General features: G+C 61.7%; 20 protein-coding genes. 13 read left to right on the forward strand and 7 right to left on the reverse strand.

Annotated elements, in window-relative coordinates; all coding sequences use genetic code 11:
* Positions 1–43: 43 nt before the first annotated feature.
* Both F3J41_RS02225 and F3J41_RS02230 read left to right on the forward strand, forming a co-directional pair.
* A complete protein-coding gene (locus F3J41_RS02225; protein WP_058775322.1) occupies positions 44–607 on the forward strand; it encodes a helix-turn-helix domain-containing protein in 564 nt (187 codons plus the stop codon).
* Positions 604–1,122 carry a GNAT family N-acetyltransferase gene (locus F3J41_RS02230; protein WP_010615951.1) on the forward strand — a complete coding sequence of 173 codons (519 nt, stop codon included), beginning with the start codon at positions 604–606 and terminating at the stop codon, positions 1,120–1,122. The genes F3J41_RS02225 and F3J41_RS02230 overlap by 4 nt, the downstream gene beginning before the upstream one ends.
* Before the next feature lie 188 nt (positions 1,123–1,310).
* Here the strand turns inward: F3J41_RS02230 and F3J41_RS02235 are convergent, their stop codons facing one another.
* Positions 1,311–2,282: a LysR family transcriptional regulator gene (locus F3J41_RS02235; protein ID WP_021508451.1), complete on the reverse strand. Its 972-nt coding sequence runs from the start codon at positions 2,280–2,282 to the stop codon at positions 1,311–1,313.
* 156 nt (positions 2,283–2,438) lie between these two features.
* On the opposite strand from F3J41_RS02235, the gene argH reads away from it, so the two are divergent.
* The 7 genes from argH to F3J41_RS02270 are packed head-to-tail and all read left to right on the forward strand — an operon-like array spanning position 2,439 to position 9,454.
* Positions 2,439–3,866, forward strand: a complete 1,428-nt coding sequence (argH, locus tag F3J41_RS02240; RefSeq protein WP_166709818.1) for an argininosuccinate lyase — start codon at positions 2,439–2,441, stop codon at positions 3,864–3,866.
* A 9-nt stretch (positions 3,867–3,875) separates the two neighbouring features.
* Positions 3,876–4,754: an amino acid ABC transporter permease gene (locus F3J41_RS02245; protein ID WP_021508449.1), complete on the forward strand. Its 879-nt coding sequence runs from the start codon at positions 3,876–3,878 to the stop codon at positions 4,752–4,754.
* A 13-nt stretch (positions 4,755–4,767) separates the two neighbouring features.
* A complete protein-coding gene (locus tag F3J41_RS02250; protein ID WP_021508448.1) occupies positions 4,768–5,532 on the forward strand; it encodes an amino acid ABC transporter ATP-binding protein in 765 nt (254 codons plus the stop codon).
* Between the two features lie 18 nt (positions 5,533–5,550).
* A complete protein-coding gene (locus F3J41_RS02255; RefSeq protein WP_021508447.1) occupies positions 5,551–6,372 on the forward strand; it encodes an ABC transporter substrate-binding protein in 822 nt (273 codons plus the stop codon).
* A gap of 11 nt (positions 6,373–6,383) precedes the next feature.
* On the forward strand, positions 6,384–7,229 hold the full coding sequence (locus F3J41_RS02260) for a polysaccharide deacetylase (RefSeq protein ID WP_021508446.1): 846 nt from the start codon (positions 6,384–6,386) through the stop codon (positions 7,227–7,229).
* On the forward strand, positions 7,222–8,109 hold the full coding sequence (locus tag F3J41_RS02265) for a polysaccharide deacetylase (RefSeq protein WP_159378338.1): 888 nt from the start codon (positions 7,222–7,224) through the stop codon (positions 8,107–8,109). The genes F3J41_RS02260 and F3J41_RS02265 overlap by 8 nt, the downstream gene beginning before the upstream one ends.
* A complete protein-coding gene (locus tag F3J41_RS02270; RefSeq protein WP_166709820.1) occupies positions 8,093–9,454 on the forward strand; it encodes an MmgE/PrpD family protein in 1,362 nt (453 codons plus the stop codon). Before F3J41_RS02265 ends, F3J41_RS02270 begins: the two co-directional genes overlap by 17 nt.
* A gap of 141 nt (positions 9,455–9,595) precedes the next feature.
* On the opposite strand, the gene F3J41_RS02275 is transcribed toward F3J41_RS02270, so the two are convergent.
* Positions 9,596–10,681, reverse strand: coding sequence for an iron-containing alcohol dehydrogenase family protein (locus F3J41_RS02275; RefSeq protein ID WP_166709822.1), 1,086 nt, complete (start codon positions 10,679–10,681; stop codon positions 9,596–9,598).
* Positions 10,682–10,809: 128 nt separating this feature from the next.
* Between F3J41_RS02275 and F3J41_RS02280 the strand changes: the two genes are divergently transcribed.
* The 3 genes from F3J41_RS02280 to ybiB all read left to right on the forward strand — a co-directional run bounded on the left by F3J41_RS02280 (position 10,810) and on the right by ybiB (position 14,937).
* A complete protein-coding gene (locus F3J41_RS02280; protein WP_166709824.1) occupies positions 10,810–11,706 on the forward strand; it encodes a LysR family transcriptional regulator in 897 nt (298 codons plus the stop codon).
* 54 nt (positions 11,707–11,760) lie between these two features.
* Positions 11,761–13,896 carry an ATP-dependent DNA helicase DinG gene (dinG, locus tag F3J41_RS02285; RefSeq protein WP_166709826.1) on the forward strand — a complete coding sequence of 712 codons (2,136 nt, stop codon included), beginning with the start codon at positions 11,761–11,763 and terminating at the stop codon, positions 13,894–13,896.
* 72 nt (positions 13,897–13,968) lie between these two features.
* Positions 13,969–14,937, forward strand: coding sequence for a DNA-binding protein YbiB (gene ybiB / locus F3J41_RS02290; RefSeq protein WP_150360667.1), 969 nt, complete (start codon positions 13,969–13,971; stop codon positions 14,935–14,937).
* Positions 14,938–15,051: 114 nt separating this feature from the next.
* Here ybiB and F3J41_RS02295 read toward each other — a convergent pair whose 3' ends face one another.
* The 3 genes from F3J41_RS02295 to hutH form a co-directional block, all read right to left on the reverse strand.
* Positions 15,052–16,209 (reverse strand): M20 aminoacylase family protein, encoded by a 1,158-nt coding sequence (locus F3J41_RS02295; protein WP_021508439.1) that lies wholly within the window; start codon positions 16,207–16,209, stop codon positions 15,052–15,054.
* Between the two features lie 529 nt (positions 16,210–16,738).
* Entirely contained in the window at positions 16,739–18,424 is a 1,686-nt protein-coding gene (gene hutU, locus F3J41_RS02300; RefSeq protein ID WP_166710248.1) for a urocanate hydratase, read from the reverse strand.
* 10 nt (positions 18,425–18,434) lie between these two features.
* Positions 18,435–19,988 (reverse strand): histidine ammonia-lyase, encoded by a 1,554-nt coding sequence (gene hutH / locus F3J41_RS02305; RefSeq protein ID WP_058757812.1) that lies wholly within the window; start codon positions 19,986–19,988, stop codon positions 18,435–18,437.
* Positions 19,989–20,307: 319 nt separating this feature from the next.
* On the opposite strand from hutH, the gene hutC reads away from it, so the two are divergent.
* Entirely contained in the window at positions 20,308–21,063 is a 756-nt protein-coding gene (hutC, locus tag F3J41_RS02310) for a histidine utilization repressor (RefSeq protein WP_021508436.1), read from the forward strand.
* Here hutC and F3J41_RS02315 read toward each other — a convergent pair.
* Together F3J41_RS02315 and F3J41_RS02320 are read right to left on the reverse strand one after the other, a co-directional pair.
* Positions 21,047–21,586 (reverse strand): HutD family protein, encoded by a 540-nt coding sequence (locus tag F3J41_RS02315; RefSeq protein WP_141496514.1) that lies wholly within the window; start codon positions 21,584–21,586, stop codon positions 21,047–21,049. The genes hutC and F3J41_RS02315 overlap by 17 nt on opposite strands.
* Entirely contained in the window at positions 21,583–22,938 is a 1,356-nt protein-coding gene (locus F3J41_RS02320; protein WP_166709828.1) for a formimidoylglutamate deiminase, read from the reverse strand. The genes F3J41_RS02315 and F3J41_RS02320 overlap by 4 nt, the downstream gene beginning before the upstream one ends.
* Positions 22,939–23,009 lie beyond the last annotated feature (71 nt).

Consider the following 23,009-nt stretch of genomic DNA (forward strand, 5'->3'; position numbering starts at 1 on the left):
ATCTCTTATGTGAGATTTATTTCCCGAAAATGAGAGGTTAAAGATGTCTGCTCTAAATACGGAAGATCGGCTTGCGGCACGTCTGGCGGAATTACGCCTGCAGCGCGGCTGGTCGCTGGATGAACTGGCTCTGGCAACCGGCATTAGCCGGGCATCATTGTCGCGCATTGAGCGCGCCGAGACCAGCCCTACCGCCGCTTTGCTTAATCGCTTGTGCGTGGCCTACGGTTTAACCATGTCGCGACTGCTCAGCGAAGTAGAAGAAGAAGCGGCGCTGCTGCTGAAAGCGGAGCAGCAGCCGGTCTGGCAGGATACGCTCAGCGGCTTCCAGCGGCGCAACGTCTCGCCGCCGGCCAGTCAGTTTAAAGCGGAGCTGGTGGAGGGCGTGCTGCGTCCGGGCGCGCGCATTGATTATGATGCGCCGCCGGTACAGGGGCTGGAACAGCACATCTGGCTGCAGTCGGGCGAGCTGACCATCACCATGGAGACGCAGAGCTGGACGCTACAGGCCGGCGATTGCCTGCGTTTCCATCTCAGCGGACGTTCCTCTTTTCAGGCGCATGCCGAAGGCGGCGCGCGCTACATTCTGGTGGTGTGCAAACCATGATTGAAATCGACTCTCTCAGCGCTACCCAGGCGCAGCCGCTGCTGGCGTCATTGTGTGAAGTGCTGCACGGCTGCGTGGCAGACGGTGCCAGCGTCGGCTTCATTGACGCGGACGATCGCGCAGTGATGGCGCGTTTCTGGCAGGACAAAATTTACAGCCTGGCGAGCGGCGATAACCAGCTGCTGGTGGCCTGGCAAGCGGGCGAGATAGTGGCCACGGTGATGCTGGGCTTCAGCAGTATGCCCAACGGCCGCCATCGCGCGGAGATCAGCAAGCTGCTGGTGCATCCGCGTGCGCGACGTCAGGGCATTGCGCGCCGTCTGATGTTACGTGCCGAGCAGCTGGCGCAGCAGCAGGGGAAAACGCTGCTGGTGCTGGATACGCGCAGCGGCGATGTTGCCAGCGCGCTCTATCTGTCGCTCGGCTGGCAGGTGGCGGGTTCGATTCCGTGCTATGCCGAATCCACGGCCGGCGAGCTGGATGCTACCACGGTGATGTATAAGCGGCTGACGTAAGCGTTCTGGTTGCTGTTACCGGACGCCGCCTCTCACTTATCCGCAGGCTGCCTCTCCCTTGTCCGCAGGCTGCCTCTCCCTTGTCCACATGCTGCCTCTCCCTCTCCCGGTGGGAGAGGGCCGGGGTGAGGGCATCAGCGTACACTTTCCCGTCCCGTACCAGCAGAAACCTGGTCACACGCACCAAATCAGTGCGCCGCCGCCGCATCGCTCAACCCCAGCGCCTGCATAAACAGCCGGATGATCGGATTTATTTTCCGGCCTTTCTTCATCACCAGACAAAATGCGGTTTCGCGCCGCAGCGTGTCATCGCCCAGCTCACACAATTGTCCGCGGGCAATAAACGGAGCGGCATAATGTTCCGGTAAATACCCAATAAAGTGACCGGTTAAAATCAGCATGGCCACCGATTCCACCTGCACCGCCTGCACACCGCTCTCCTGCACCGGAATCAGGCGGCGTTCATCGCGTGGGGTAACATATAAATGATTAATAATTTTCTGCTGACGTAATACATCCACCGAAATATTTTTATCGCAAGATCCGCAATAGAGAGGATGTGACGCAGCGCAATATAATTTTGCGTATTCTTTATAAAGTTCGAAGTAATCAAACTCATTTTTCATTTCATACACGGGCGCAATGCCGCAATGAAAACGCCCTTCGCTTATGCCGCGTTCAATATCATCCAGCTGTGCGGTCTGCAGACGAATCTGCACCTTTGGCGCTTTCTGGTGCAACTGTTGCACCGCACTGGTGACCGGTGAGTGCGGATCGCTAATGGTGTTATCCACCACGCAAATCGCGATGTCGCCCAGCAGCTCGTTGCGACTATTGTGCAGCCGCTCGCGAAACAGGTTGAGCGATACGAACAGCTCCAGCGTGGCCTGATAAACATTGATGCCGTACTGCGTCAGCTCAAAACCTTCACGGCCGCGGCTGCACAGCGTCATGCCCAGCCGAATCTCCAGATCAGAAACCTGTTTACTGATCGCCGCCAGGCCAATATTTAATTCGTGACTGGCAGCGGTTAATCCGCCGGCTTCCACCACGCATTTAAATACCCGCAGCAATTTTAAGTCGATATTACTCAGCGCCAGAACCGCATTATCGCCGCGATTATTCGCATTGTTTCCAGACTGGGAAACTTTACTTTCCATTTTTGCTATTCAACTCCGGAATAATTGCGGTGAAAGTACAGTGAATCTGAAATACCACCTATTTGCCAGCGTGGCAATAAAATAAGTTTTTATTATCGCTGCCGGCTGAATCCAAACTTTTTCATATTGCTGCGGCTGATTTGTGAGGGAAATAGCATGTCTGAGAATGCCGAACTGTTATGGGGCGCACGTTTTAAAGCGGCTCCGGCAGCCAGTTTAACCGCGCTGTCGCGTAGCCCGGATTATTACTTTGCGCTGGCGCCGTACGACCTCGCCGGTTGCCGCGCCCATGCGCGCGAGCTGGCGCGTGCCGGGCTATTGAGTGCTGACGAGCTGGATACCATGCTGGCGGCGATTGACGCGCTGGACGCCGATTATCGCGCTGGCCAGCTGCAGCCGATTGCCGCCGATGAAGACGTGCATACCTTCATCGAACGCGCGCTGACAGAACGCCTTGGCGCGCTGGGCGGCAAGCTGCGTGCCGGTCGTTCACGCAACGATCAGACCGTCAACGATCTGCGTCTCTACCTGCGGGATAACGGCCGCAAGCTGGTGAGCGCGCTGTTGCAGCTGCAGCAGGCGCTGGTGACGCAGGCCGCGCAACACACCGACAGCGTCGCGCCCGGCTTCACCCATCTGCAGCAGGCGCAGCCGATTGTGTTTGGCCATCAGCTGCTGGCGCATGCCCAATCCTTCGCGCGTGACATCGAGCGTATGCAGGACTGGGATCGCCGCAGCGCGCGCTGTCCGCTGGGCGCGGCGGCGATGGCCGGTTCGGCAATTGCGCGTCAGCCAGAGCTGGCCGCAGCCGATCTCGCTTATCTGGCGCCGTGTGAAAACTCGATCGATGCAGTCGCCAGCCGCGACTACGCCGCGGAATTCCTGTTCGTCACCAGCATGATCGGCATCAACCTGTCCCGGCTGTGTGAAGAGGTGTGCCTGTGGGCGTCACGGCAGTTCCGCTGGGTGGAGCTGCACGACAGTTACGCCACCGGCAGCTCGATCATGCCGCAGAAGAAAAATCCGGACATTGCCGAGCTGACGCGCGGCCGCAGCGGCCGGCTGGTCGGTAACCTGATGGCGCTGCTGACCACCATGAAAGCCATGCCGCTCTCTTACAACCGCGATCTCAGCGACGACAAACGTAATGTGATTGATGCGGTCAACACGCTGCTGATGGTGCTGCCTGCCATGGCCGGCATGATGGCGACACTGAAATTCAATACTGAGGTGATGCGCGAGCAGGCGCCGGATGGCTTTACGCTGGCGACCGAAGTGGCCGACTGGCTGGCAATGCGCGGCGTGCCATTCCGCGAGGCGCACGAGATTACCGGCCAGCTGGTGCAGCTGTGTGAACGCGAAAACTGCGGCCTGGCCGATCTCAGCGATGCGCAGCTGCACGGCGTCGATGCACGTCTCACGCCCGAGGTGCGTCAGGCGTTAACGCTGGAAGCGGCGCTGGCAGCCCGCAGCGGCTACGGCGGCACCGCGCCGGCACGGGTGCGCGAGCAGCTGGCCCGTCTGCAAACCCTGATGCAGGACCAGCAGCGCTGGGCCGATGACTACGCCGGACCGCGCGCCTGAGGAGAGCCTATGTCACACACCACACCGGTTGAACCATCGGTCAACAATGGCCGCGTCCAGCCCCATTACGATCTCGATCGCTATCAGGTGGTGCCGCGCCGCTATTATGGCCGCATCACCGCATCGGCAGTGATCCTCGTGCTGCTGGCGCTGCTGGTTAACGCCTTTGCGCACGGCAATATTGAGTGGTCGTTCGTCGGCCAGTTCTTCACCGCGCAGGCGATCCTTAACGGCGTGGTTAACACGCTGATTATGTCGGTGCTGGCGATGGCGCTGGGCATCCTGTTTGGCGTCATCACCGCCATCATGTACATGTCGCCCAATCCGGTGCTGCACTATATCGCGGTGGGCTATGCGTGGATCTTTCGCGGCACGCCGCTGATTCTGCAACTGCTGCTGTGGTTCAACCTGGCGCTGGTGTTTCCCACCATCAGCATTCCCGGTCTGTTCAGCGTGCAAACCGTCACGGTGATGACGCCGTTTCTCGCCGCGCTGCTCGGCCTGAGCATCAATCAGGGCGCGTACACCTCAGAAGTGGTGCGCGCCGGGCTGTTATCGGTGGATACCGGTCAGTATGAAGCCGCCAAAGCCATCGGCATGCCGCGTTTGCAGGCGCTGCAGCGCATCATTCTGCCGCAGGCGATGCGGGTGATTCTGCCGCCGGTCGGCAATGAGTTCATCAGCATGATCAAAACCACCAGTCTGGCCAGCATGATTCAGTACTCCGAGCTGCTGTACAACGCGCAAACCATCTACTTCGCCAACGCGCGCGTGATGGAGCTGCTGTTTGTAGCGGGTATCTGGTACCTGATTATCGTGACGCTGCTGTCGTTCGGGCAGAGCCAGCTGGAACGCTACTTCTCACGCGGCCATCGTCGTCGCCAGTAACCGGGAGTGAGAGATGAGAAACATCGTGCGCGCCGTCAAGGTGAACAAATATTTCGATCAGTTCCACGCGCTGAAGGACGTCAGCCTGGAAGTGAACTACGGCGAGGTGATGTGCATTCTCGGCCCGTCGGGTTCCGGTAAGAGCACCTTTCTGCGCTGTATCAACCAGCTGGAGAAAGTGGATCAGGGCGGCATCTGGGTCGACAACGAACTGGCGGGCTATCGCATTGCCGGCAACAAGCTGCACCCGCTGAGTGACAAACAGATTGCGCGCCAGCGGCTGCAAACCGGCATGGTATTTCAGCGCTTCAACCTGTTTCCGCACAAAACCGCGCTGGAGAACATCATTGAGGGGCCGTGCCGTGTGCTGCTGCGGCCGAAACGCGAGGCCAGCGAAGAGGCGATGGCGCTGCTGGATCGCGTCGGACTGGCGCACAAAGCGCACGACTATCCGCAGTCACTCTCCGGCGGTCAGCAGCAGCGCGTGGCGATTGCCCGCGCGCTGGCGATGAAACCCAAACTGATGCTGTTTGATGAACCGACCTCGGCGCTCGATCCGGAGATGGTCGGTGAAGTGCTGGCGGTAATGCGCCAGCTGGCAAAAGAAGGCACCACCATGCTGGTGGTGACCCACGAAATGGGCTTTGCGCGTGAGGTCGCCAACCAGGTGGTGTTTATGGATGAGGGACGCATTATTGAGCAGGGCGCACCGGAAGAGATTCTGCTGAACCCGCAAAACCCACGGATGAAAAACTTTATCAACGCGATTCTTCTTTAACGTGACCGGGGTGAATAGATGAAAAAATTGTTATTGAGTGCCATCAGTGCCGCGCTGCTGCTGCAATCCTCTGCCTGGGCGGAGATTGCCGTACCGGCCAGTATCAAAGAGAAAGGGCTGACCGTCGCCATCATGCCGAACTACCCGCCGATGGATTTTAAAGACCCGGCCACCAATCAGCTGAGCGGCGTCGATTATGAGCTGGGCCAGGCAATTGGCGAGAAGCTGGGCGTGAAGGTTAACTGGCAGGAGATCGCGTTTGAACAGATGGTCAACGCGGTGGTGACCAAACGCGTCGATCTGGTGATGTCCGGCATGACCGACACCAAAGAGCGGCAGAAGGTGGTTAACTTTATCGACTACTTCAAAACCGGTCCGCAGTTCTACACCCTGGCGGCGCGCAGCGATATCAACAGCGCCACCGATCTGTGCGGCAAAAAAGTAGGCACCAGCCGCCGCACCACCTTCCCGCAGGAGATTGCTACCTGGTCAAAAGCGCACTGCGAAGCGGCCGGTAAACCTGCGATTATCGTGGTGGGCGCGGAAGGCACCGCCGATGCGCGCACGCAACTGCGTCAGCGTCGTCTGGATGGTGCGGTACAGGGCAGCGAAACCCTGCCGTACATCATGAACCTGGAAAAAGGCACCTTTAAGCCGCTGGATAAAGCCTTCTCCTTCCAGTACACCGGCATGGCGCTGGGTAAAGATGCCGGTGAGCTGACCACGGCGATTCAGGCAGCCATTAATGCCATGATTGCCGATGGCAGCTACCAGAAAATCCTCAGCAAATGGGGCCTGAGCGACAACGGCATTGCCGAAGCCACGGTGAATCAGGGCTAAGGAGCGGGCGTATGCAACAACCGGGCGCAGTGCGCTGGCCGCAGGGCAAGCGTGGCTGTATGGCGCTGGCGTTTGATCTTGATGGTCCCACTGGCGATGCCATGCTCAATGGCAGCCTGTGGTCAACACCAGAGTATTTCACCTTTGGCGCCTACGGGCCGTTTCGCGCGCTCGGTCGGCTGCTGGATCTGCTGCGCGCCTTCCAACTGCCGGCCACGTTTTTTGTGCCGGCGTGGGTGGTGGAGCAGTGGCCGCGGCAGTGCCAGGCGATTATCGAACAGGGCCACGAAGTGGCCTATCACGGTTATCGCCACGAATCGTTCTGGGCGATTACGCCAGATGAACAGCGCGCCGTGATGGCGCGCTCTGCCGCCATCTTTCAGCAACATCTTGGTATCCGCGCCTGCGGTTTTCGTACTCCTTCCGGCGACTGGCACGCCGAAACGCCGCAGATTCTGCGGGAAGCCGGGGTGATTTACTCCAGCAGCATGCGTGGTGACGATCGGCCGTACAGCATTGCCGTCGCCGGGCATACGCCGCTGGTGGAGATTCCCGGCAAATGGGAGATGGATGATTACGCCTCGCTGGCCTACACGCGCCAGCCGGATTTTCCACAGGGCGGCGACCGCATCGCCAGCTATGCGCACACCGGTGACAACTGGCAGCGCGAATTTGACGGCGCGATGGCGGAAGGACTGTGCCTGACCACGCTGTTCCACCCGAAAATTTCCGGGCAGCCCGGCCGTTTGCTGTTGCTGGAGCAGCTGTTTGCCCACATGACGGCGCGCGACGATGTGTGGTTTGCGCGCTGTGATGCGGTGGCCGCGTGGTATTTGCAGGAGCAGCAACATGACTGAACATTCACGCTGGCCGTCGGGCAAACAATCGGCGGCCATCATTACCATCGACTATCACGATATTCACGGCATCCTGACGCAGGCGCCTGCGGTCGCCGGGCGCGATAAAACCCTGTCGGTGTGGCGCTATGGCACGCTGCGCGGCGTTGATCGTCTGCTGGATCTGCTGGCGGAGAAACAGCTGCTGGCCAGCTGGTGCTTGCCGGCCATCGTCGCCGAAGAGCAGCCGCAGGTGCTGCAGCGTATTGTCGCCGCCGGGCATGAGATCGCCTGCAGCGGTGAGCGACACGAAGACTTCTCGGCGCTGACGCTGGCGCAGCAGATTACCAGCGTAACGCGCGGCTGCGAGCGGCTGGCGCAGCTGACCGGCCAGCCGATTGCAGGGTTTCGCACGCCGGCCGGCCAGTGGAAACCGGGCCTTGCTGCGGCGCTGGCAACGCACGGCATCCGCTGGTCCTCCAGCTGGCGCGGTGATGACTTACCCTATTTTCACCCCGGCACCCGGCTGGTGGAGCTGCCCATGCACTACACGCTGGAGGATGCGCCCTATTTTGCCTTCAACCTCAGCCCGGCGATTCCGCCCGGACAGTCGCGCATCGCGCCCTATGGCGAAACGCTGGCTAACCTGACCCAGGATTTCCACGGTTTTCACCGTTTCGGCCTGTGCTACCTGTTGCGGCTGCACCCGGAAATTATCGGCACCGCCGGGCGCATTGGCCTGCTGCGTCAGCTGCTGGAGACGCTGCAGCAGCATGACGTGTGGATCGCTACTGCCGGCCAGGTGGCCGCGCACTGGCAGACGCAGCCGGATAACGATGCCGATCATCCGGCAGAGGTGTTTGCCCGGGTCAGCGGAGGCGAACATGGACACCACGCTTGATCGGCTGGCGGACTTCATCGCAGCCACCCGCTTTGCCCAGCTGCCGGAACCGCTGGTAGCGCAGGCGAAGCGCCATCTGCTGGATACGCTCGGCGCGGCGCTGGCGGGCTGTGACAGCCCGATCTGGCGCGAATGCCGGGCGCTGGTGGCCGAAGAGGGCGGCAGCGCCGTGGCGCAGCTGTGGGGCTGTGCGCAGCAAGCTTCCCCGCGCCAGGCGGCGTGGCTCAACGGCGTGGCGGCGCACATGTATGAACTGGACGATACCGGCGGCTGCGATCACTCCGGTGCCGTGGTGTTACCGGCGCTGCTGGCGGCACTGCCGCTGGCGACGCAGCCGGTCGACGGGCGGGCATTTCTCACCGCGATGGTCGTGGGTTATGACATCGGCCGTCGCGTGCTGGAAGCCTGCGGGGGGTATGCGGCGCACAACGGTGCGGGCTGGCACTCAACTGCCAGCTGTGGCGTTTTTGGCGCGGCGGCCGCCGTCAGTTGTTTACTGCGGCTGCCGGCCGCGCAGTGTGCCTCAGCGCTGGGCATTGCCGCCAGCTTCAGTGGTGGCCTGTGGGGCTTTATTCATGATGGCTCACACACCAAAAAGCTGCACGCGGCGCGCGCGGCGGAAGGGGGCGTACAGGCGGCGCTGCTGGCACAGCGCGGCATCAGCGGACCGGCTGCGGTATTTGAGGCACGCTGGGGCGGCTTTCTGCAAACGCTGGCCGGTGAAACGCAACAGCCCGCCGCGCTCACGGCCCAACTGGGCGAGGTGTGGAAACTGGCGCGCTGTTCCATCAAGCCGTACGCCGCCTGTCGCGGCACGCATGCGGCGATCGATGCGCTGGATCAGCTGCTGCGGCAGCATGCGGTGGCGACCGGGGATATTGCGCGCATTGTGGTTGGGCTCAATCCGTTCCTGCTGGAGATGTGCGGCACGCGTGAACTCACCAGCCTCGCCGCCGCGCAAATGAGCCTGCCGTATGCGCTGACGGCGCGTGCGCTGTATGGCTCCGCGGAGCTGGCGAGTTATGACGACAGCCGTCGCCTGAGTGCGGAAGCTGCCGCGCTGATGGCGCGTATTGAGCTGGAGATTGACCACCAGCAGGGGCGCGATGATGAGCCGTGGGTCCGGCTGGAGTTGGTGCAGGGCCAGCAGTGGCAGCAGCACGTCGCGGTGCCGTCCGGATCGCCGGCGAATCCGCTGAGCGACGCGGCGCTGCGCGCCAAATACCGCAGCCTCGCCGCGCGCGTCTTGCCGGCGGCACAGGTGCAGCAGCTGGAAACGCTGTGTCTGACGCTGGATAACGTGGCGGATGTGCGGCAAGTCGCGGCGTTGCTGGCGACCCGGTAACAGTGGAGCGCCAGCCATGGCGAAATGCGTGTCTGTTAATGTTTAAATACATTCAAAACAAGGGCACTTTTCGTAGCGGCGCAATTTATTGCGCGATGAATCGCGCCGCTACGATCAGGGTGCGATTCGCGGTTTCCTTAATCAAACCCGTTCCGCCAGCCCTTCAATCCGCGCCATCGCCGCCCGCAACCGCGCTTCGTTGACCGGTTCGGCCATGTTCGCCATATCCGGCGCGTGGATAGATTCGCGTATAATCAACGCCAGCTCGCTCTCCTCCAGCGCGGCAATCTCGGCCAGCGTCAACGGTACGCCGCAGTCGCGCGCCAGGCGCATCTCATCCACCAGCTCTTCGTCGCTGCGATCCTCCAGCGCCAGCAGGCACAAATTGCCGTAACCCACCAGCAGGCCGTGACCAAACTCGCGCGTTTTGTCGCAGAAGGTAAAGCCTTCGTAAATGGCGTGCGCAGCGGCGGCGTGGGCGCCATTGCTCATCAGCGAGGTCAGACCGGCCCAGGTAAAAATCGCGTCCAGCACCTGATCGAGCGAGGTGCCGCTCTCACCGCGCAGCACCGCTGCGTAAGCCGCCGGACCGTGCTCCGCGATCACCTCATAGCAGATCTGGCTGTGCGTCAGCGATGACAGCGCATTGCCGGTGCGCGCCGGATGGCGCGTGCTTACCGCGCGGAACTCATACCATTTAGCCAGCGTATCGCCGAGGCCCGCGGCCAGCCAGCGGGCAGGGGCGGCTGCCAGCAGTTCACTGTCGATGATCACCGCCGCCGGCGCCTGTGGCAGCGGGAAAATATCAAAGAAGTTGCCGTTATCGTCGTAGCGAATGGTCAGCGGGGTCACCGCAGCGCAGGTAGCGGCAATCGTCGGGACGGTTATCACCGGCAGCCCGAGCTGCGCACCCACCGCTTTAACCGTGTCCAGCGCCTTGCCGCCGCCCGCACCGATCAGCACCTCTGCCTGTTGTTCAACCGCTAACGCCGCCAGCCGTTCGATATGGTTAAGCGAGGTTTCGCCACCAAACCACACCGGTGCCAGCAGCGTGACGCCAGCGGCGTCGAGTTGCGTCTTTACCTGCGTCGCCACCGCCTGCATCGCGCGCTGGCCGCCAATCGGCAGTGCGCGCTGGCCCAGCCCGGCGCAGATGGCCCCCAGCTGGTTAATCACACCCGCACCACGCAGCACGCGCGCCGGGAACAGCAAATTTTGTTGCGACATAGCGAAAGCTCTCTTTTTCAGGGAATGACTGCATCATCGCCAAAGCGGCTTGCAGAAAAAATCCCTGTCAGCCGATAATCACTTCAGCGATTCGTTAACTATTGTCAGCAATCCCTGAAGGAAGTGCGGTGCCAACCTTACCCAATCTGAAACTGCTGCAGGTGTTCGCCAGCGTGGTGGAAAACCAGGGCTATTCGCGTGCGCAGCAGGCGCTGAACATGACCACACCGGCCATCAGCGCCTACATGAGTGAACTGGAAAGCCAGCTGGGCTTTATTCTGTGCCAGCGCGGGCGCGCAGGCTTTGCGCTGACCAGCAAAGGCGAACAGTTCTACGCCTATACCCGGGAAATGCTGGCGACCCTGAGCGGCTGGCAGTTGCAGGTGGAGACGCTGAAAAGCGCGCAGGGCGGCACGTTTGCGCTCGGCGTGGTCGACGCCACCGTCACCGACAGCACGCTGGATCTGCCGGCGGTTATCGCCCGTTTTAATCAGCGCTTTCCGGCGGTGTTTCTCACCCTCAGCGTGTGCGAGCCCAACGAACTGCAGCAGCAGGTGCTGGAAGATCGGCTCGACCTGGCCATCGGACACTTTCCGCTGCGCGCCAGCAATCTGGTGACGCTGCCGCTGTACGAGGAGCAGCAGTGGCTGTACTGCAGTCCGCAACATGCGCTGGCGCAGGGCGATACGGATGTGCGTCGCGTGCAGCAGACCGGCATGGTAACGCGGCGCTACTGGAACCAGCAGGAGCTGAACAAGCGCGGTTTCCGCCACAGCACCGCCTCGGTGGAGAGCATTGAAGCGCAGCTGACGCTGATTCTCTCCGGGCGCTATATTGGCTTTTTGCCCGAGCATTACGCGCGCAGTCGCGAGCAGCAGGGCCAGTTGCTGCGCCTGCTGCCCCACCATTTTCACTTTCGCGCGCCGTTTTCGTTCGCCTTCCGGCGCGGCCGCGCGCGCGAGCCGCTGATCCGTGCGATGCGCGAAATTCTGAATCCAGCGCGAAAAACTGAGCGTGAAAGCTGACGCTGTGGCAATACTGTGTAAAAATACAGGCCGGTTTAACCAACAGTATTCACTATGGCCCTGACAGCAGCGATAAAAAGCCAGATTGCGCAATGGTATAAGGCGCTGCAGCAGCAGGTTCCTGACTTTATCCCGCGCGCGCCGCAGCGCCAGATGATCGCCGAAGTGGCGAAGAGTCTGGCCGGTGACGACGGCCGCCATCTGGCGATCGAAGCGCCGACCGGCGTCGGCAAAACCTTGTCCTATCTGATTCCCGGCATTGCGGTCAGCCGCGCCGAAGAGAAACGTTTAGTCATCAGCACCGCCAACGTGGCGTTGCAGGATCAGATCTTCAGCAAAGATCTGCCGCTATTAAAGAAAATTATTCCTGACCTCACCTTCACCGCGGCTTTTGGTCGCGGGCGCTATGTCTGTCCGCGCAACCTGACCGCGCTGGCAGCCACTGACGATCAGCAGGGCGATCTGCTGCTGTATCTCGACGAACAGGCGGTGACCGGTTCGAAAGAGGAGCAGAAATTCTGCGCGCGGCTGGAGAAAGACCTCAGCAGCTATAAGTGGGATGGCCTGCGCGATCACAGCGACGTGGCGATTGACGACAGCCTGTGGCAGCGCCTCTCCACTGATAAAGCGAACTGCCTGGCACACCACTGTCGCTGGTATCGCGAATGCCCGTTCTTTGTGGCGCGACGCGAAATCGAGCAGGCCGATGTGGTGGTGGCGAACCATGCGCTGGTGATGGCGGCGATGGAGAATGAGTCGGTGCTGCCGCCGGCCAAACACCTGATGCTGGTGCTGGATGAAGGGCACCATCTGCCGGAAGTGGCGCGGGATGCGCTGGAGATGAGCGCGGAGATCACGCCGGGCTGGAGCAGCCTGCAGCTCGATCTGTTTGTGCGGCTGGTGGAGACCATCATGGCGCAGTTCCGGCCGAAATCCCCGCCGCCGCTGAGCAATCCCGAGCGTCTGAAAGGGCACTGTGATGAGATGCGCGAGCAGCTGCAGACGCTGTGCAACGCGCTCAATACTCTGCTACCGCGCGACAATCAGCCAGGCGAGTTTCGCTTTGTGCTCGGTGAGCTGCCGCCAGAACTGCTGACCCTGTGCGCGCGGCTGTTTAAGCTGAGTGATGCGCTGCGTGGCCTGAGCGAAGGGCTGCTAAACGAGCTGGGCGAACAGACCGGCAAGGCCGATATCATGCGGCTGCACAAAGCCATCCTGCAGCTCAATCGCCACTTCGGCTGGTTTGAATCCATCAGCAAACTGTGGCGGCTGGCGGCGATGGAAAAAGCGTCCAACGCGCCGGTGTCGAAATGGGTGACGCGTGAAATTCGTGACGGCCAGGCGCATCTGCTGTTTCACTGCGCCGGGATTCGCGTCAGCGACCAGCTGGAAAAGCTGCTGTGGCGCAAAATCCCGCACGTGGTGGTGACCTCGGCTACCCTGCGTTCGCTGAACAGCTTTAATCGCCTGCAGGAGATGTCCGGCCTGAACCAAAAGGCCGGCGACCGCTTTGTGGCACTCGACTCGCCGTTTAATCATGTCGATCAGGGTAAGCTGATCATCCCGCAAATGCGCTATGAGCCGCTGCTGGCCAATGAAGCGGAGCACATTGCTGAGATGGCGCGCTTCTTCCGCCAGCAAATGCAGGCGCAGCAGCACAAAGGCGTGCTGGTGCTGTTTGCCAGCGGACGGGCGATGCAGCAGTTTGTCAGCCTGGTGCCGGAGTTGCGTCTGTCGATGCTGGTGCAGGGCGATCAGCCGCGTTCACGGCTGGTGGAACTTCACCGGCAACGGGTGACCGCCGGACAAAGCAGCATTCTGGTTGGCCTGCAATCTTTTGCCGAAGGGCTCGATTTGAAAGGCGATCTGTTGTCGCAGGTGCACATCCATAAAATTGCTTTTCCGCCGGTAGACAGTCCGGTAATTTTGACCGAAGGGGAGTGGCTGAAGAGCCTCAAACGCTACCCGTTTGAAGTACAAAGTTTACCCAGCGCATCGTTTACGCTGATCCAGCAGGTCGGGCGTCTGATCCGCAGCCATCAGTGTTTTGGTGAAATCATCATTTACGATCGCCGGCTGCTGAGCAAAACCTACGGCAGCCGCCTGCTGGCCGCGCTGCCGGTGTTTCCGATTGAACAACCGCCGGTGCCGGAAGCGGACAAACCGGCGAAGCGCAGCAAGAAATCCTGAGTATGCGGCAACAGCCGGATGCACGATTGTTGGCCGCCGGGTGACGGCGCGCCCTGGAAGCGGGAAAGTATGATGGAACTGAATAAGATCATTAAAGAGATTGGCCGCGGCAAGAATCACGCACGCGATATCGACTTTGACACTGCCGTGGCGCTTTACAGCGCGATGCTGGCGGACGAGGTGCCGGATCTCGAACTGGGTGGCGTGCTGATTGCGCTGCGCATCAAAGGCGAAGGGGAAGCAGAGATGCGCGGCTTCTACCACGCGATGCAGCAGCGCATGATGCGGCTGCAGGCCCCGGCACAGCGTCCGATGCCCATCGTCATCCCCAGCTATAACGGCGCGCGTCGCCAGGGCAACCTGACGCCGCTGCTGGCGCTGCTGCTGGTGAAGCTCGGTTTTCCGGTGTTGCTGCACGGCGTCAGCGACGACCCAACCCGCGTGACCAGCGAAGCGGTGCTGGCGGCGCTGGATATTGCGCCAGTGACCAGCGCGCAACAGGCGCAGGCGAAACTCGACGCTGGCGAGCTGGCATTCATTACCATCAATGATTTATGTGCGCCAATGGCTAAACAGCTGGCGCTGCGCTGGCGCATGGGCGTGCGTAACAGCGCGCACACGCTGGCCAAGCTGGCGACGCCGTTTGCCGAACGCGCCGCGCTGCGGCTGGCGAGCGTGTCGCATCCGGAATATGTGCCGCGCGTGGGGAAATTCTTCCAGGATATCGATGCACCGGCCATTCTGCTGAACGGCACTGAAGGTGAGGTCTATGCCAATCCGCAGCGCTGCCCGGCGATTAATTATATTCGCGGAGCCGGCGCAGAAGCGGAAGTGTGGGTTGAGCGGCAGCCAGAGGTCGCGCTGGCGTTAGCAGAGAGCAAAGGCGCCCAGGATACCGCAGCGTGGATCCGTCAGGTGCTGGCCGGTGAACGCGCGGTGCCGCAGGCGCTGCGCCTGCAGCTGGCGTGCTGTCTGGTGGCGACCGGCGAAGCCGCAACAATGGCCGATGCCGAAACGCGGTTACAGCAGGCGGGAATTTAACCGGGCTGCCCGGCCGGCTATGCACGAAAAACCTGGGCGGTGACGGCGGTCACCGCAGCGGTTGCGCAGGGGGTGCACGCCTGCGCAGCTGAAGGAGCTTGCTGAGCAGCGCCATCAGCGTTTAATCAGTACGCTCTCCACCAGCTGCTGCCAGAACGTAATACCAATCGGCAGCAGCGCATCGTTGAAATCATAGTTCGCATTGTGCAGCGGGGCTGAAGGCGTGGCACCGTCAGCGCCGAGCCAGAAATAGGCGCCGGGACAGGCTTCCAGCATGCAGGCGAAATCTTCAGACGCCATCGACGGATTAACCTGCCAGTGCACCTGCTGTTCACCCAGCAGCTGGCACGCCACGTCACGCACCTGCTCCGCCGGGGCGACATGGTTGGCGGTAACCGGATAGCCGGGATACCAGTGAATCTCGCCGCTGACGCCAAACGGGCGCGGCAGGGTGGTGACAAAATCTTCAATCAGACCGCGCACGCGATTGCGCACGTCGGTCTGCAGACATCGCACCGTACCGCGCAGCGTGATCTGCTCCGGAATGACGTTAATGGCCTCGCCACCGTGAATCTGGGTGACGCTGACCACCGCCGACGCCAGCGGTGACAGGCGGCGCGACGGGATGGTTTGCAGCGCCAGAATCAGCTCGGCGGCGACCACCATCGGGTCGGCACCGCTTTCCGGCATCGCCGCATGGCAGCTTTTGCCGTGCAGCGTAATCTCAAACGAATCCAGCGATGCCATCATCGCGCCCGGATTTACCGCCAGCGATCCCACCGGCAATCCCGGCCAGTTGTGCATCGCGTACACGGCATCCATCGGGAAGCGCTGAAACAGACCTTCTTCCACCATTTTGCGCGCACCACCGAGATTCTCTTCGGCCGGCTGAAACAGGAAGTGTACCGTACCTTTGAAATTACGCGTGGCGGCCAGCTGACAGGCTGCGGCCAGCAATATCGCGGTGTGGCCATCGTGACCACAGGCGTGCATCACGCCAGGCCGGCTCGATTTCCACTGCGGCTCGCCTTTTTCGGTAATCGGCAGGGCATCCATATCGGCGCGCAGCCCGATGACCGGACCGGGACCGTTTTCCAGCGTGCCGATCACGCCAGTGCCGGCGAGGCCGCGAAACACCTGCAGTCCGGCATCGGTCAGCACCTGGGCTACCAGCTCGCTGGTCTGCTGCTCCTGGTAACCCAGTTCAGGGTGTTGATGTAACTGACGACGCCAGGTGAGGGCGTTTTCCAGCAGGACAGCAGGCAGGCTCATAAGGTAAGGCTCCATCAGCAGCGTCAGCTGCGCAATCTCCGACGCGGGAAGTTAAGTGTCCACTGTAGTGGTAAGCGTGGGGGGCGTCTATCGTGGAAAGGAATAATTTGGCTATAGGCTATAGCGGATTGGCATAAGGGGGTGGGGGCAAGGTCGGCATAAATGCCCACCCTACAGGACGTGATGGAATGCTGCCGTGCTGGCGCTGCACGCGGTCGGCATAAATGCCGGCCCTACAGGGTGCGATAGGATACCGCCGTGCTGGTGCTGCACGCGGTCGGCATCAATGCCGACCCTACAGGGCGTGATGGGATGCTGCCGTGCTGGCGCTGCACGCGGTCGGCATGAATGCCGACCCTACAGGGCGCGATGGGATGCTGCCGTGCTGGCGCTGCATATGGTCGGCATCAATGCCGACCTTGTACAGTGCAACCTTTGCGAACAGTGTTAAGTCTTAACAGACCGCACATTGCGGCATTGCCCAGCCGGGGTAACTTCCCGTAGGGTGCGCATTGATGCGCACCTGGAACTACTTCAGCATCGGCAAATTGAGACCGTGCTGCTCTGCGCAGGTCTGCGCCAGCTCGTAACCCGCATCGGCATGACGCATCACGCCGGTGGCCGGGTCGTTCCACAGTACGCGACCAAGGCGCGCATCCGCTTCAGCCGTACCGTCACAGACGATCACCACCCCGGAATGCTGCGAGAAGCCCATACCGACGCCGCCGCCGTGGTGCAGGCTCACCCAGGTGGCTCCGCCGGCGGTGTTCAGCAGCGCGTTCAGCAGCGGCCAGTCTGACACCGCATCCGAGCCATCCTTCATCGCCTCGGTTTCACGGTTAGGTGACGCCACCGAGCCGCAGTCGAGGTGGTCACGGCCGATCACGATCGGCGCTTTTAGCTCGCCGTTGCGCACCATCTCATTGAACGCCAGCGCGGCTTTATGACGCTCGCCCAGCCCCAGCCAGCAAATACGCGCCGGCAGGCCCTGGAAGGCGATGCGCTCCTGCGCCATATCCAGCCAGCGGTGCAGGTTTTTGTGTTCCGGGAACAGCTCTTTCAGTTTGGCGTCGGTTTTATAGATATCTTCCGCATCGCCCGAGAGCGCCACCCAGCGGAATGGGCCTTTACCCTCGCAGAACAGCGGACGAATATACGCCGGCACGAAGCCCGGGAAGTCAAAGGCATTTTTCACCCCTTCATCCAGCGCTACCTGACGAATGTTGTTGCCGTAATCCACGGTCGGCACACCCATGTGGTGGAAGTCGAGCATCGCCTGTACGTGCTGCGCCATGGAAGCGCGTGCCGCTTTCTCTACCGCTTTCGGATTGCTGACGCGCTCGGCTTCCCAGCGCGCCACGTCCCAGCCCACCGGCAGATAGCCATTGATCGGGTCGTGCGCGGAGGTCTGATCGGTCACGATGTCAGGCTTCATGCCGCCCGCTTTCGCGCGCTTCACCAGTTCCGGGACCAGCTCGGCCGCGTTGCCCAGCAGGCCCACGGAGATCGCCTGGCCGGCTTCGGTGGCATCTTTGATCAGCGCCAGCGCCTCATCCAGGCTGTAGGCTTTATGGTCGAGGTAGCGGGTGCGCAGACGGAAATCGATGCGCGACTCCTGGCACTCAATCGCCAGCACGCAGGCACCGGCCAGCACGCCCGCCAGCGGCTGCGCGCCGCCCATGCCGCCCAGACCGGCGGTGAGGATCCAGCGGCCGGTCAGGTCACTGTTGTAGTGCTGGCGACCGGCTTCGGCGAAGGTTTCAAAGGTGCCCTGCACGATGCCCTGCGCGCCGATATAGATCCACGAACCGGCGGTCATCTGGCCATACATCATCAGCCCGGCCTTATCGAGTTCGTGGAAGTGATCCCACGTCGCCCAGTGCGGTACCAGGTTGGAGTTGGCCAGCAGTACGCGCGGTGCATCGGCATGGGTGCGGAACACACCGACCGGCTTGCCGGACTGAATCAGCAGTGTCTCTTCCGGCTGCAGCGCGCGCAGCGAGCGCAGAATCTGCTCAAAGCACGCCCAGTTGCGCGCGGCTTTGCCGATTCCGCCATATACCACCAGATCCTCCGGGCGTTCGGCCACGTCAGGATCGAGGTTGTTCTGAATCATGCGGTATGCCGCTTCAATCAGCCAGTTGGCGCAGTGCAGTTCATTACCGCGCGGCGCACGGATTTCACGGGCAACAGCCTGAGTCAAAGTTTCGCTCATCATCGGTTCCTTAATTAGCAGTAGAACGCTGGCTTGGCAGCAGCGCAGTAAGGGTTTCAGGCCAGACGTAACTGCTGGCCCACAGGCGCATGGCATCAATGTCCGGCGCCAGTAAACGGTCCTGATCGAGGAAGGCGACTTGCGCACGAATGCGGCTCATCTCCTGTTCGATCGCGGCAGAGCTTTGCAGCGGGCGGTGGAAGTCGATGCCCTGCGCCGCCGCCATCGCTTCAATGCCGACCACGGCAGCGGTGTTGAAGCACATCTCGCCCAGGCGGCGTGCCGCGTAGGTGGCCATCGATACGTGATCTTCCTGATTGGCTGAGGTCGGCAGGCTGTCGACGCTGCCCGGGTGCGCCAGCGATTTGTTCTCCGAGGCCAGCGCGGCAGCGGTAACCTGCGCAATCATGAAGCCCGAGTTCACACCGCCGTCGCGCACCAGGAAGGGCGGCAGGCCGGAGAGACCGGTGTCGAGCAGCAGCGCCAGGCGGCGTTCGGAGATGGCACCGACTTCGGCTATCGCCAGTGCGATGATGTCGGCGGCAAAGGCCACCGGCTCGGCGTGGAAGTTACCGCCGGAGATCACGTCGCCGCTGTCGCTGAAGACCAGCGGGTTGTCAGAAGCGGCGTTGGCTTCAATCTGCAGCACGCGCGCGGCGTGGCTGAGGTTATCAAGACAGGCGCCCATCACCTGCGGTACGCAGCGGATCGAATAGGGATCCTGCACGCGCCCGCAGTTGCTGTGCGAACTGAGAATTTCGCTGCCTTCGAGCAGCGTCGCCACTGCAGCGGCGACGGCAATCTGCCCGTGCTGGCCGCGCGCCTGATGGATGCGCGCATCAAACGGTTTAACCGAGCCTTTAATTGCTTCCAACGACAGCGCGCCGGCCATCAGCCCGGCGGCAAACAGATTTTCGGCTTCAAACAGACCACGCAGCGCCAGCGCGGTAGAGACCTGGGTGCCGTTGAGCAACGCCAGACCCTCTTTTGGCCCCAGCACAATCGGCTGCAGGCCGACGCGGGCCAGGCCTTCGCTGGCGGGTACCAGCTGGCCGTCAATGCGCACCTGGCCTTCACCGAGCAGCATCAGGGAGAGATGCGCCAGCGGCGCCAGATCGCCGGACGCGCCAACCGATCCCTTCGCCGGGATGCACGGCATCACGCCGGCGTTGAACAGCGCCAGCAGCGCGTCAATCAGTTCCATGCGGATGCCCGAGTGGCCGCGTGCCAGGCTGATGATTTTGCTGGCGACCACCAGGCGGGTGACGTTATCCGGCAGCAGATCGCCGAGGCCGACGCTGTGTGACAGCACCAGGTTACGCTGCAGTTCCGCCAGGCGTTCGGCGGGGATCTGCGTCTGCGCCAGCTTGCCGAAGCCGGTGTTGATGCCGTACACCACCTTGCCCGAGGCGACGATGGCCTCGACGGTTTCACGTGCGCGGTCAATATCCGCCCGCGCTTCCTCTGCCAGCTGCAGCGTCACCTTCTCCTGATAAATACGGCGTAAGGTGGCGAGGTCCACTTCACCGGGAACGAGGCGAATTGCCTGAACCGAACCTGACATAGTCTACTCCTGTCTATACAAGTGAACTGCCACGTTGTGGCGGAGCGCAAGATGCGATGGCATCCGCCAGAGGCGCTATAAGTGTTGTGAGTGAAGCATAAGTGTCTAATCTTGTCTATACAAGTAGCAAGCGCTGTGCCAGATTGATCGTATTCTGTGAAACGTGCCGCAATGCGGGCGCGGCAACCTCCAGCCTGGTACGCTGCACCAAAAGCGGGCGGCAGCTGCACCACGCGGGCAGGCTTTGCACCATTGGATGTATATACATTTAGGCGGCGAGACAGTAAACTTCACACATCATTCGGAAAAGGAACAGGAAATGGCGGAGCAAACGGCAATCGCACAGCTGGCGGCAGCGATGGGGGATGAACCCGCGCCCATTTACCAGCGCGTTAAGCAGGCAATCGTCAGCCAGATCCGGGAAGGTCACTGGAAAGCCAATCAGCGGGTGCCGTCGGAGAGCGAGCTGGTCAATGAACTGGGCGTCAGCCGCATGACCATCAACCGCGCGCTGCGCGAACTCACCAGCGAAGGATTTCTGGTGCGCATGCAGGGCGTCGGTACCTTTGTCGCGGAGATGAAGGGCTACACCGCAATGCTGGAAGTGCATAACATCGCCGATGAAATTGCCCAGCGGGGCCATACGCACAGCTGCAAAATTCTCTCGATAGGTCAGATGAAGGCCGATCCGGAACAGGCGGCGGTGCTGGGACTCTCCACCGGCCAGACGCTGTATCATTCGCTGATCGTGCACTATGAAAATGAGCTGCCGGTGCAGCTGGAAGATCGTCTGGTCAATCCGCTGGTCGCGCCTGACTACCTCAGCCAGGATTACCACAGCCTGACGCCGTACACCTATCTGATGCGCGTCGCCCCGCTGACCGCTGGTGAGCATATCGTTGAAGCGGTACTGCCGGATTTGCGCCAGCGTAAGCATCTGGCGCTGGACGAGCACGAGCCGTGCCTGCTTATCCGCCGCCAGACGTGGAGCGACAACAAAATCGTCACCTATGCGCGCCTGCTCTACCCAGGCTCACGCTACAAATTGCTGGGCCGCTTCAGGGGACACGGCTAAGCGCGATAAACAGCAGGCTGGCCTCTGCCGTTTGCGGCACCAGCTGCTGCTGCTCCTGCAGCCACCACATCCCCTGCTGCGCCTGCAGCGTCTCGCCCGCACTGCTGCGCCATGTACCGGCCAGCACATACGCCACGCCATGCAGGCTGCTGACCGTCTGCTGCTCCACGCTCACCGCCGCGTGCCAGGCGTCGCGCCGCGTCATGATGTTGAAGTCCTGACAGCTGCCGCTGACCTGCGCCTCTATCGCCCATTCGCCGGGAAAGGCCCACGGCTGATGGGGCAGCAACGTCTGTTCGGCCTGTTCACAGCGCAGCAGCACGCTATCGCCGTGCAGCAAAGTGATCACCCGATCGACGCCGGGGAAGGGCGAGAACGGCCCGTCGGCGTCGATGGTGGCGATGCTGGCGCGCCAGCCGAACTCTGCTGCGCCCGGCGGATAGCTGATAATTTCGCGCGTTTCCCCGCCGCCGTTGCGCCAGCGGCTGACCGGCAGCTGCGCGTAGTCAAAGCGCGCGATCATTGCAGCGCCCGCATTGCCCGGGCAAAGCCAGCGGCGGCCGCTTCTTCCGCCGCGTGGTGGCCTTGCTGAATCACCGGCTGTCCGGCAACAAACACGTCACGAATCTGCTGGCTGCTGCCGGCAAACAGCCAGCGATTGAGCAGCGCGGCGGAACTGACGCTGACCAGCAGCGCATCCTCCTCCAGCACCAGCCAGTCGGCGCGTTTGCCCACCGCCAGCTCACCGCTGGCAATGCCACAGGCCTGCGCGCCGCCCTGCGCCGCCTGCTGCCACAGCAGATCGCCGACCGAGGGTTGATCGGTTAGCGTGATGCGGTTGCGGCGACGATCGCGCAGCCGCTGGCCATACTCCAGCCAGCGAAGCTCCTCGAGCGCACTGAGCGAAACGTGGCTGTCAGAGCCAATGCCCCAGCACCCGCCGCGCCCGATGTACTCGACCGCCGGGAAGATGCCGTCGCCGAGATTGGCTTCGGTGGTGGGACACAGCCCGGCAATGGCACCGCTGTCCGCCATGCGCGCGATCTCCTGCTGATCGAGATGGGTGGCGTGAATCAGGCACCAGCGTGCATCAACGGCAAAGCGGTTATACAACCACGCCACCGGCCGTTCTCCGCTCCATGCCAGACTGTCATTAACCTCTTTTTCCTGCTCGGCAACGTGAATGTGCACCGGCAGATGCGCAGCGCTGGCGGCCAGCACCTCATGCATCTGGGCTTCGCTTACCGCGCGCAGCGAGTGGAAACACAGGCCGTGGTTGATCAGCGGCTGCTGCGCGCTCCACTGCGCGACACGCTGCTGCTGCTGCAGATAGGCATCGGTGTGCTGAATGAAGCGTCGCTGACCGTCGCTGGCCGGCTGCGCACCGAAGCCGCTGTAGCTGTACAGCACCGGCAGCAGCGTCTGGCCGATACCGGCAGTGCGTGCCGCCTGCATCAGCTGGTGCAGCATCGCATCGTCGGCATAGGGCTGGCCGTGCGGATCGTGATGCAGATAGTGAAATTCCGCCACCTGGCTGTAGCCGCCCTTGAGCATATCAATGTAGAGATGGGTGGCGATGGCACCGACCTGCTCAGGCGACAGGCGCTGCACCATGCGGTACATCAGATCGCGCCACGTCCAGAAGCTGTCCTGCGGATCGCCTGCCACTTCCGCCAGCCCGGCCATGGCGCGCTGGAAGGCATGGGAATGCAGGTTGGCCATCGCCGGAATCACCGGGCCGGCCAGGCGCACGGCATCGCCGGGCGTACTGTCGGCGGTAAGGGCGCGAATAAATCCCTGATCGTCGGTTGCGATCAGCACGTTTTCCTGCCAGCCGTCGGCCAGCCGTGCGCGTGGGGCAAAATAAACTGCCATGGTTGATCCTCAATGGCGGAAAGTTGTATATACATATACATACTTTGAGGCGCAGTGTAAATCGCCAGACA

The sequence above is a fragment of the Pantoea sp. Ap-870 genome (genome assembly GCF_011752515.1).
GTDB lineage: Bacteria > Pseudomonadota > Gammaproteobacteria > Enterobacterales > Enterobacteriaceae > Pantoea > Pantoea dispersa.

What these genes read in the sequence shown, in the direction of transcription:
- F3J41_RS02225 (WP_058775322.1), top strand. Translation starts at nt 44, where the DNA reads ATGTCTGCTCTAAATACGGAAGATCGGCTTGCGGCACGTCTGGCGGAA.
- F3J41_RS02230 (WP_010615951.1), top strand. Translation starts at nt 604, where the DNA reads ATGATTGAAATCGACTCTCTCAGCGCTACCCAGGCGCAGCCGCTGCTG.
- F3J41_RS02235 (WP_021508451.1), bottom strand. Translation starts at nt 2,282, where the DNA reads ATGGAAAGTAAAGTTTCCCAGTCTGGAAACAATGCGAATAATCGCGGC.
- argH (WP_166709818.1), top strand. Translation starts at nt 2,439, where the DNA reads ATGTCTGAGAATGCCGAACTGTTATGGGGCGCACGTTTTAAAGCGGCT.
- F3J41_RS02245 (WP_021508449.1), top strand. Translation starts at nt 3,876, where the DNA reads ATGTCACACACCACACCGGTTGAACCATCGGTCAACAATGGCCGCGTC.
- F3J41_RS02250 (WP_021508448.1), top strand. Translation starts at nt 4,768, where the DNA reads ATGAGAAACATCGTGCGCGCCGTCAAGGTGAACAAATATTTCGATCAG.
- F3J41_RS02255 (WP_021508447.1), top strand. Translation starts at nt 5,551, where the DNA reads ATGAAAAAATTGTTATTGAGTGCCATCAGTGCCGCGCTGCTGCTGCAA.
- F3J41_RS02260 (WP_021508446.1), top strand. Translation starts at nt 6,384, where the DNA reads ATGCAACAACCGGGCGCAGTGCGCTGGCCGCAGGGCAAGCGTGGCTGT.
- F3J41_RS02265 (WP_159378338.1), top strand. Translation starts at nt 7,222, where the DNA reads ATGACTGAACATTCACGCTGGCCGTCGGGCAAACAATCGGCGGCCATC.
- F3J41_RS02270 (WP_166709820.1), top strand. Translation starts at nt 8,093, where the DNA reads ATGGACACCACGCTTGATCGGCTGGCGGACTTCATCGCAGCCACCCGC.
- F3J41_RS02275 (WP_166709822.1), bottom strand. Translation starts at nt 10,681, where the DNA reads ATGTCGCAACAAAATTTGCTGTTCCCGGCGCGCGTGCTGCGTGGTGCG.
- dinG (WP_166709826.1), top strand. Translation starts at nt 11,761, where the DNA reads ATGGCCCTGACAGCAGCGATAAAAAGCCAGATTGCGCAATGGTATAAG.
- ybiB (WP_150360667.1), top strand. Translation starts at nt 13,969, where the DNA reads ATGGAACTGAATAAGATCATTAAAGAGATTGGCCGCGGCAAGAATCAC.
- F3J41_RS02295 (WP_021508439.1), bottom strand. Translation starts at nt 16,209, where the DNA reads ATGAGCCTGCCTGCTGTCCTGCTGGAAAACGCCCTCACCTGGCGTCGT.
- hutU (WP_166710248.1), bottom strand. Translation starts at nt 18,424, where the DNA reads ATGAGCGAAACTTTGACTCAGGCTGTTGCCCGTGAAATCCGTGCGCCG.
- hutH (WP_058757812.1), bottom strand. Translation starts at nt 19,988, where the DNA reads ATGTCAGGTTCGGTTCAGGCAATTCGCCTCGTTCCCGGTGAAGTGGAC.
- hutC (WP_021508436.1), top strand. Translation starts at nt 20,308, where the DNA reads ATGGCGGAGCAAACGGCAATCGCACAGCTGGCGGCAGCGATGGGGGAT.
- F3J41_RS02315 (WP_141496514.1), bottom strand. Translation starts at nt 21,586, where the DNA reads ATGATCGCGCGCTTTGACTACGCGCAGCTGCCGGTCAGCCGCTGGCGC.
- F3J41_RS02320 (WP_166709828.1), bottom strand. Translation starts at nt 22,938, where the DNA reads ATGGCAGTTTATTTTGCCCCACGCGCACGGCTGGCCGACGGCTGGCAG.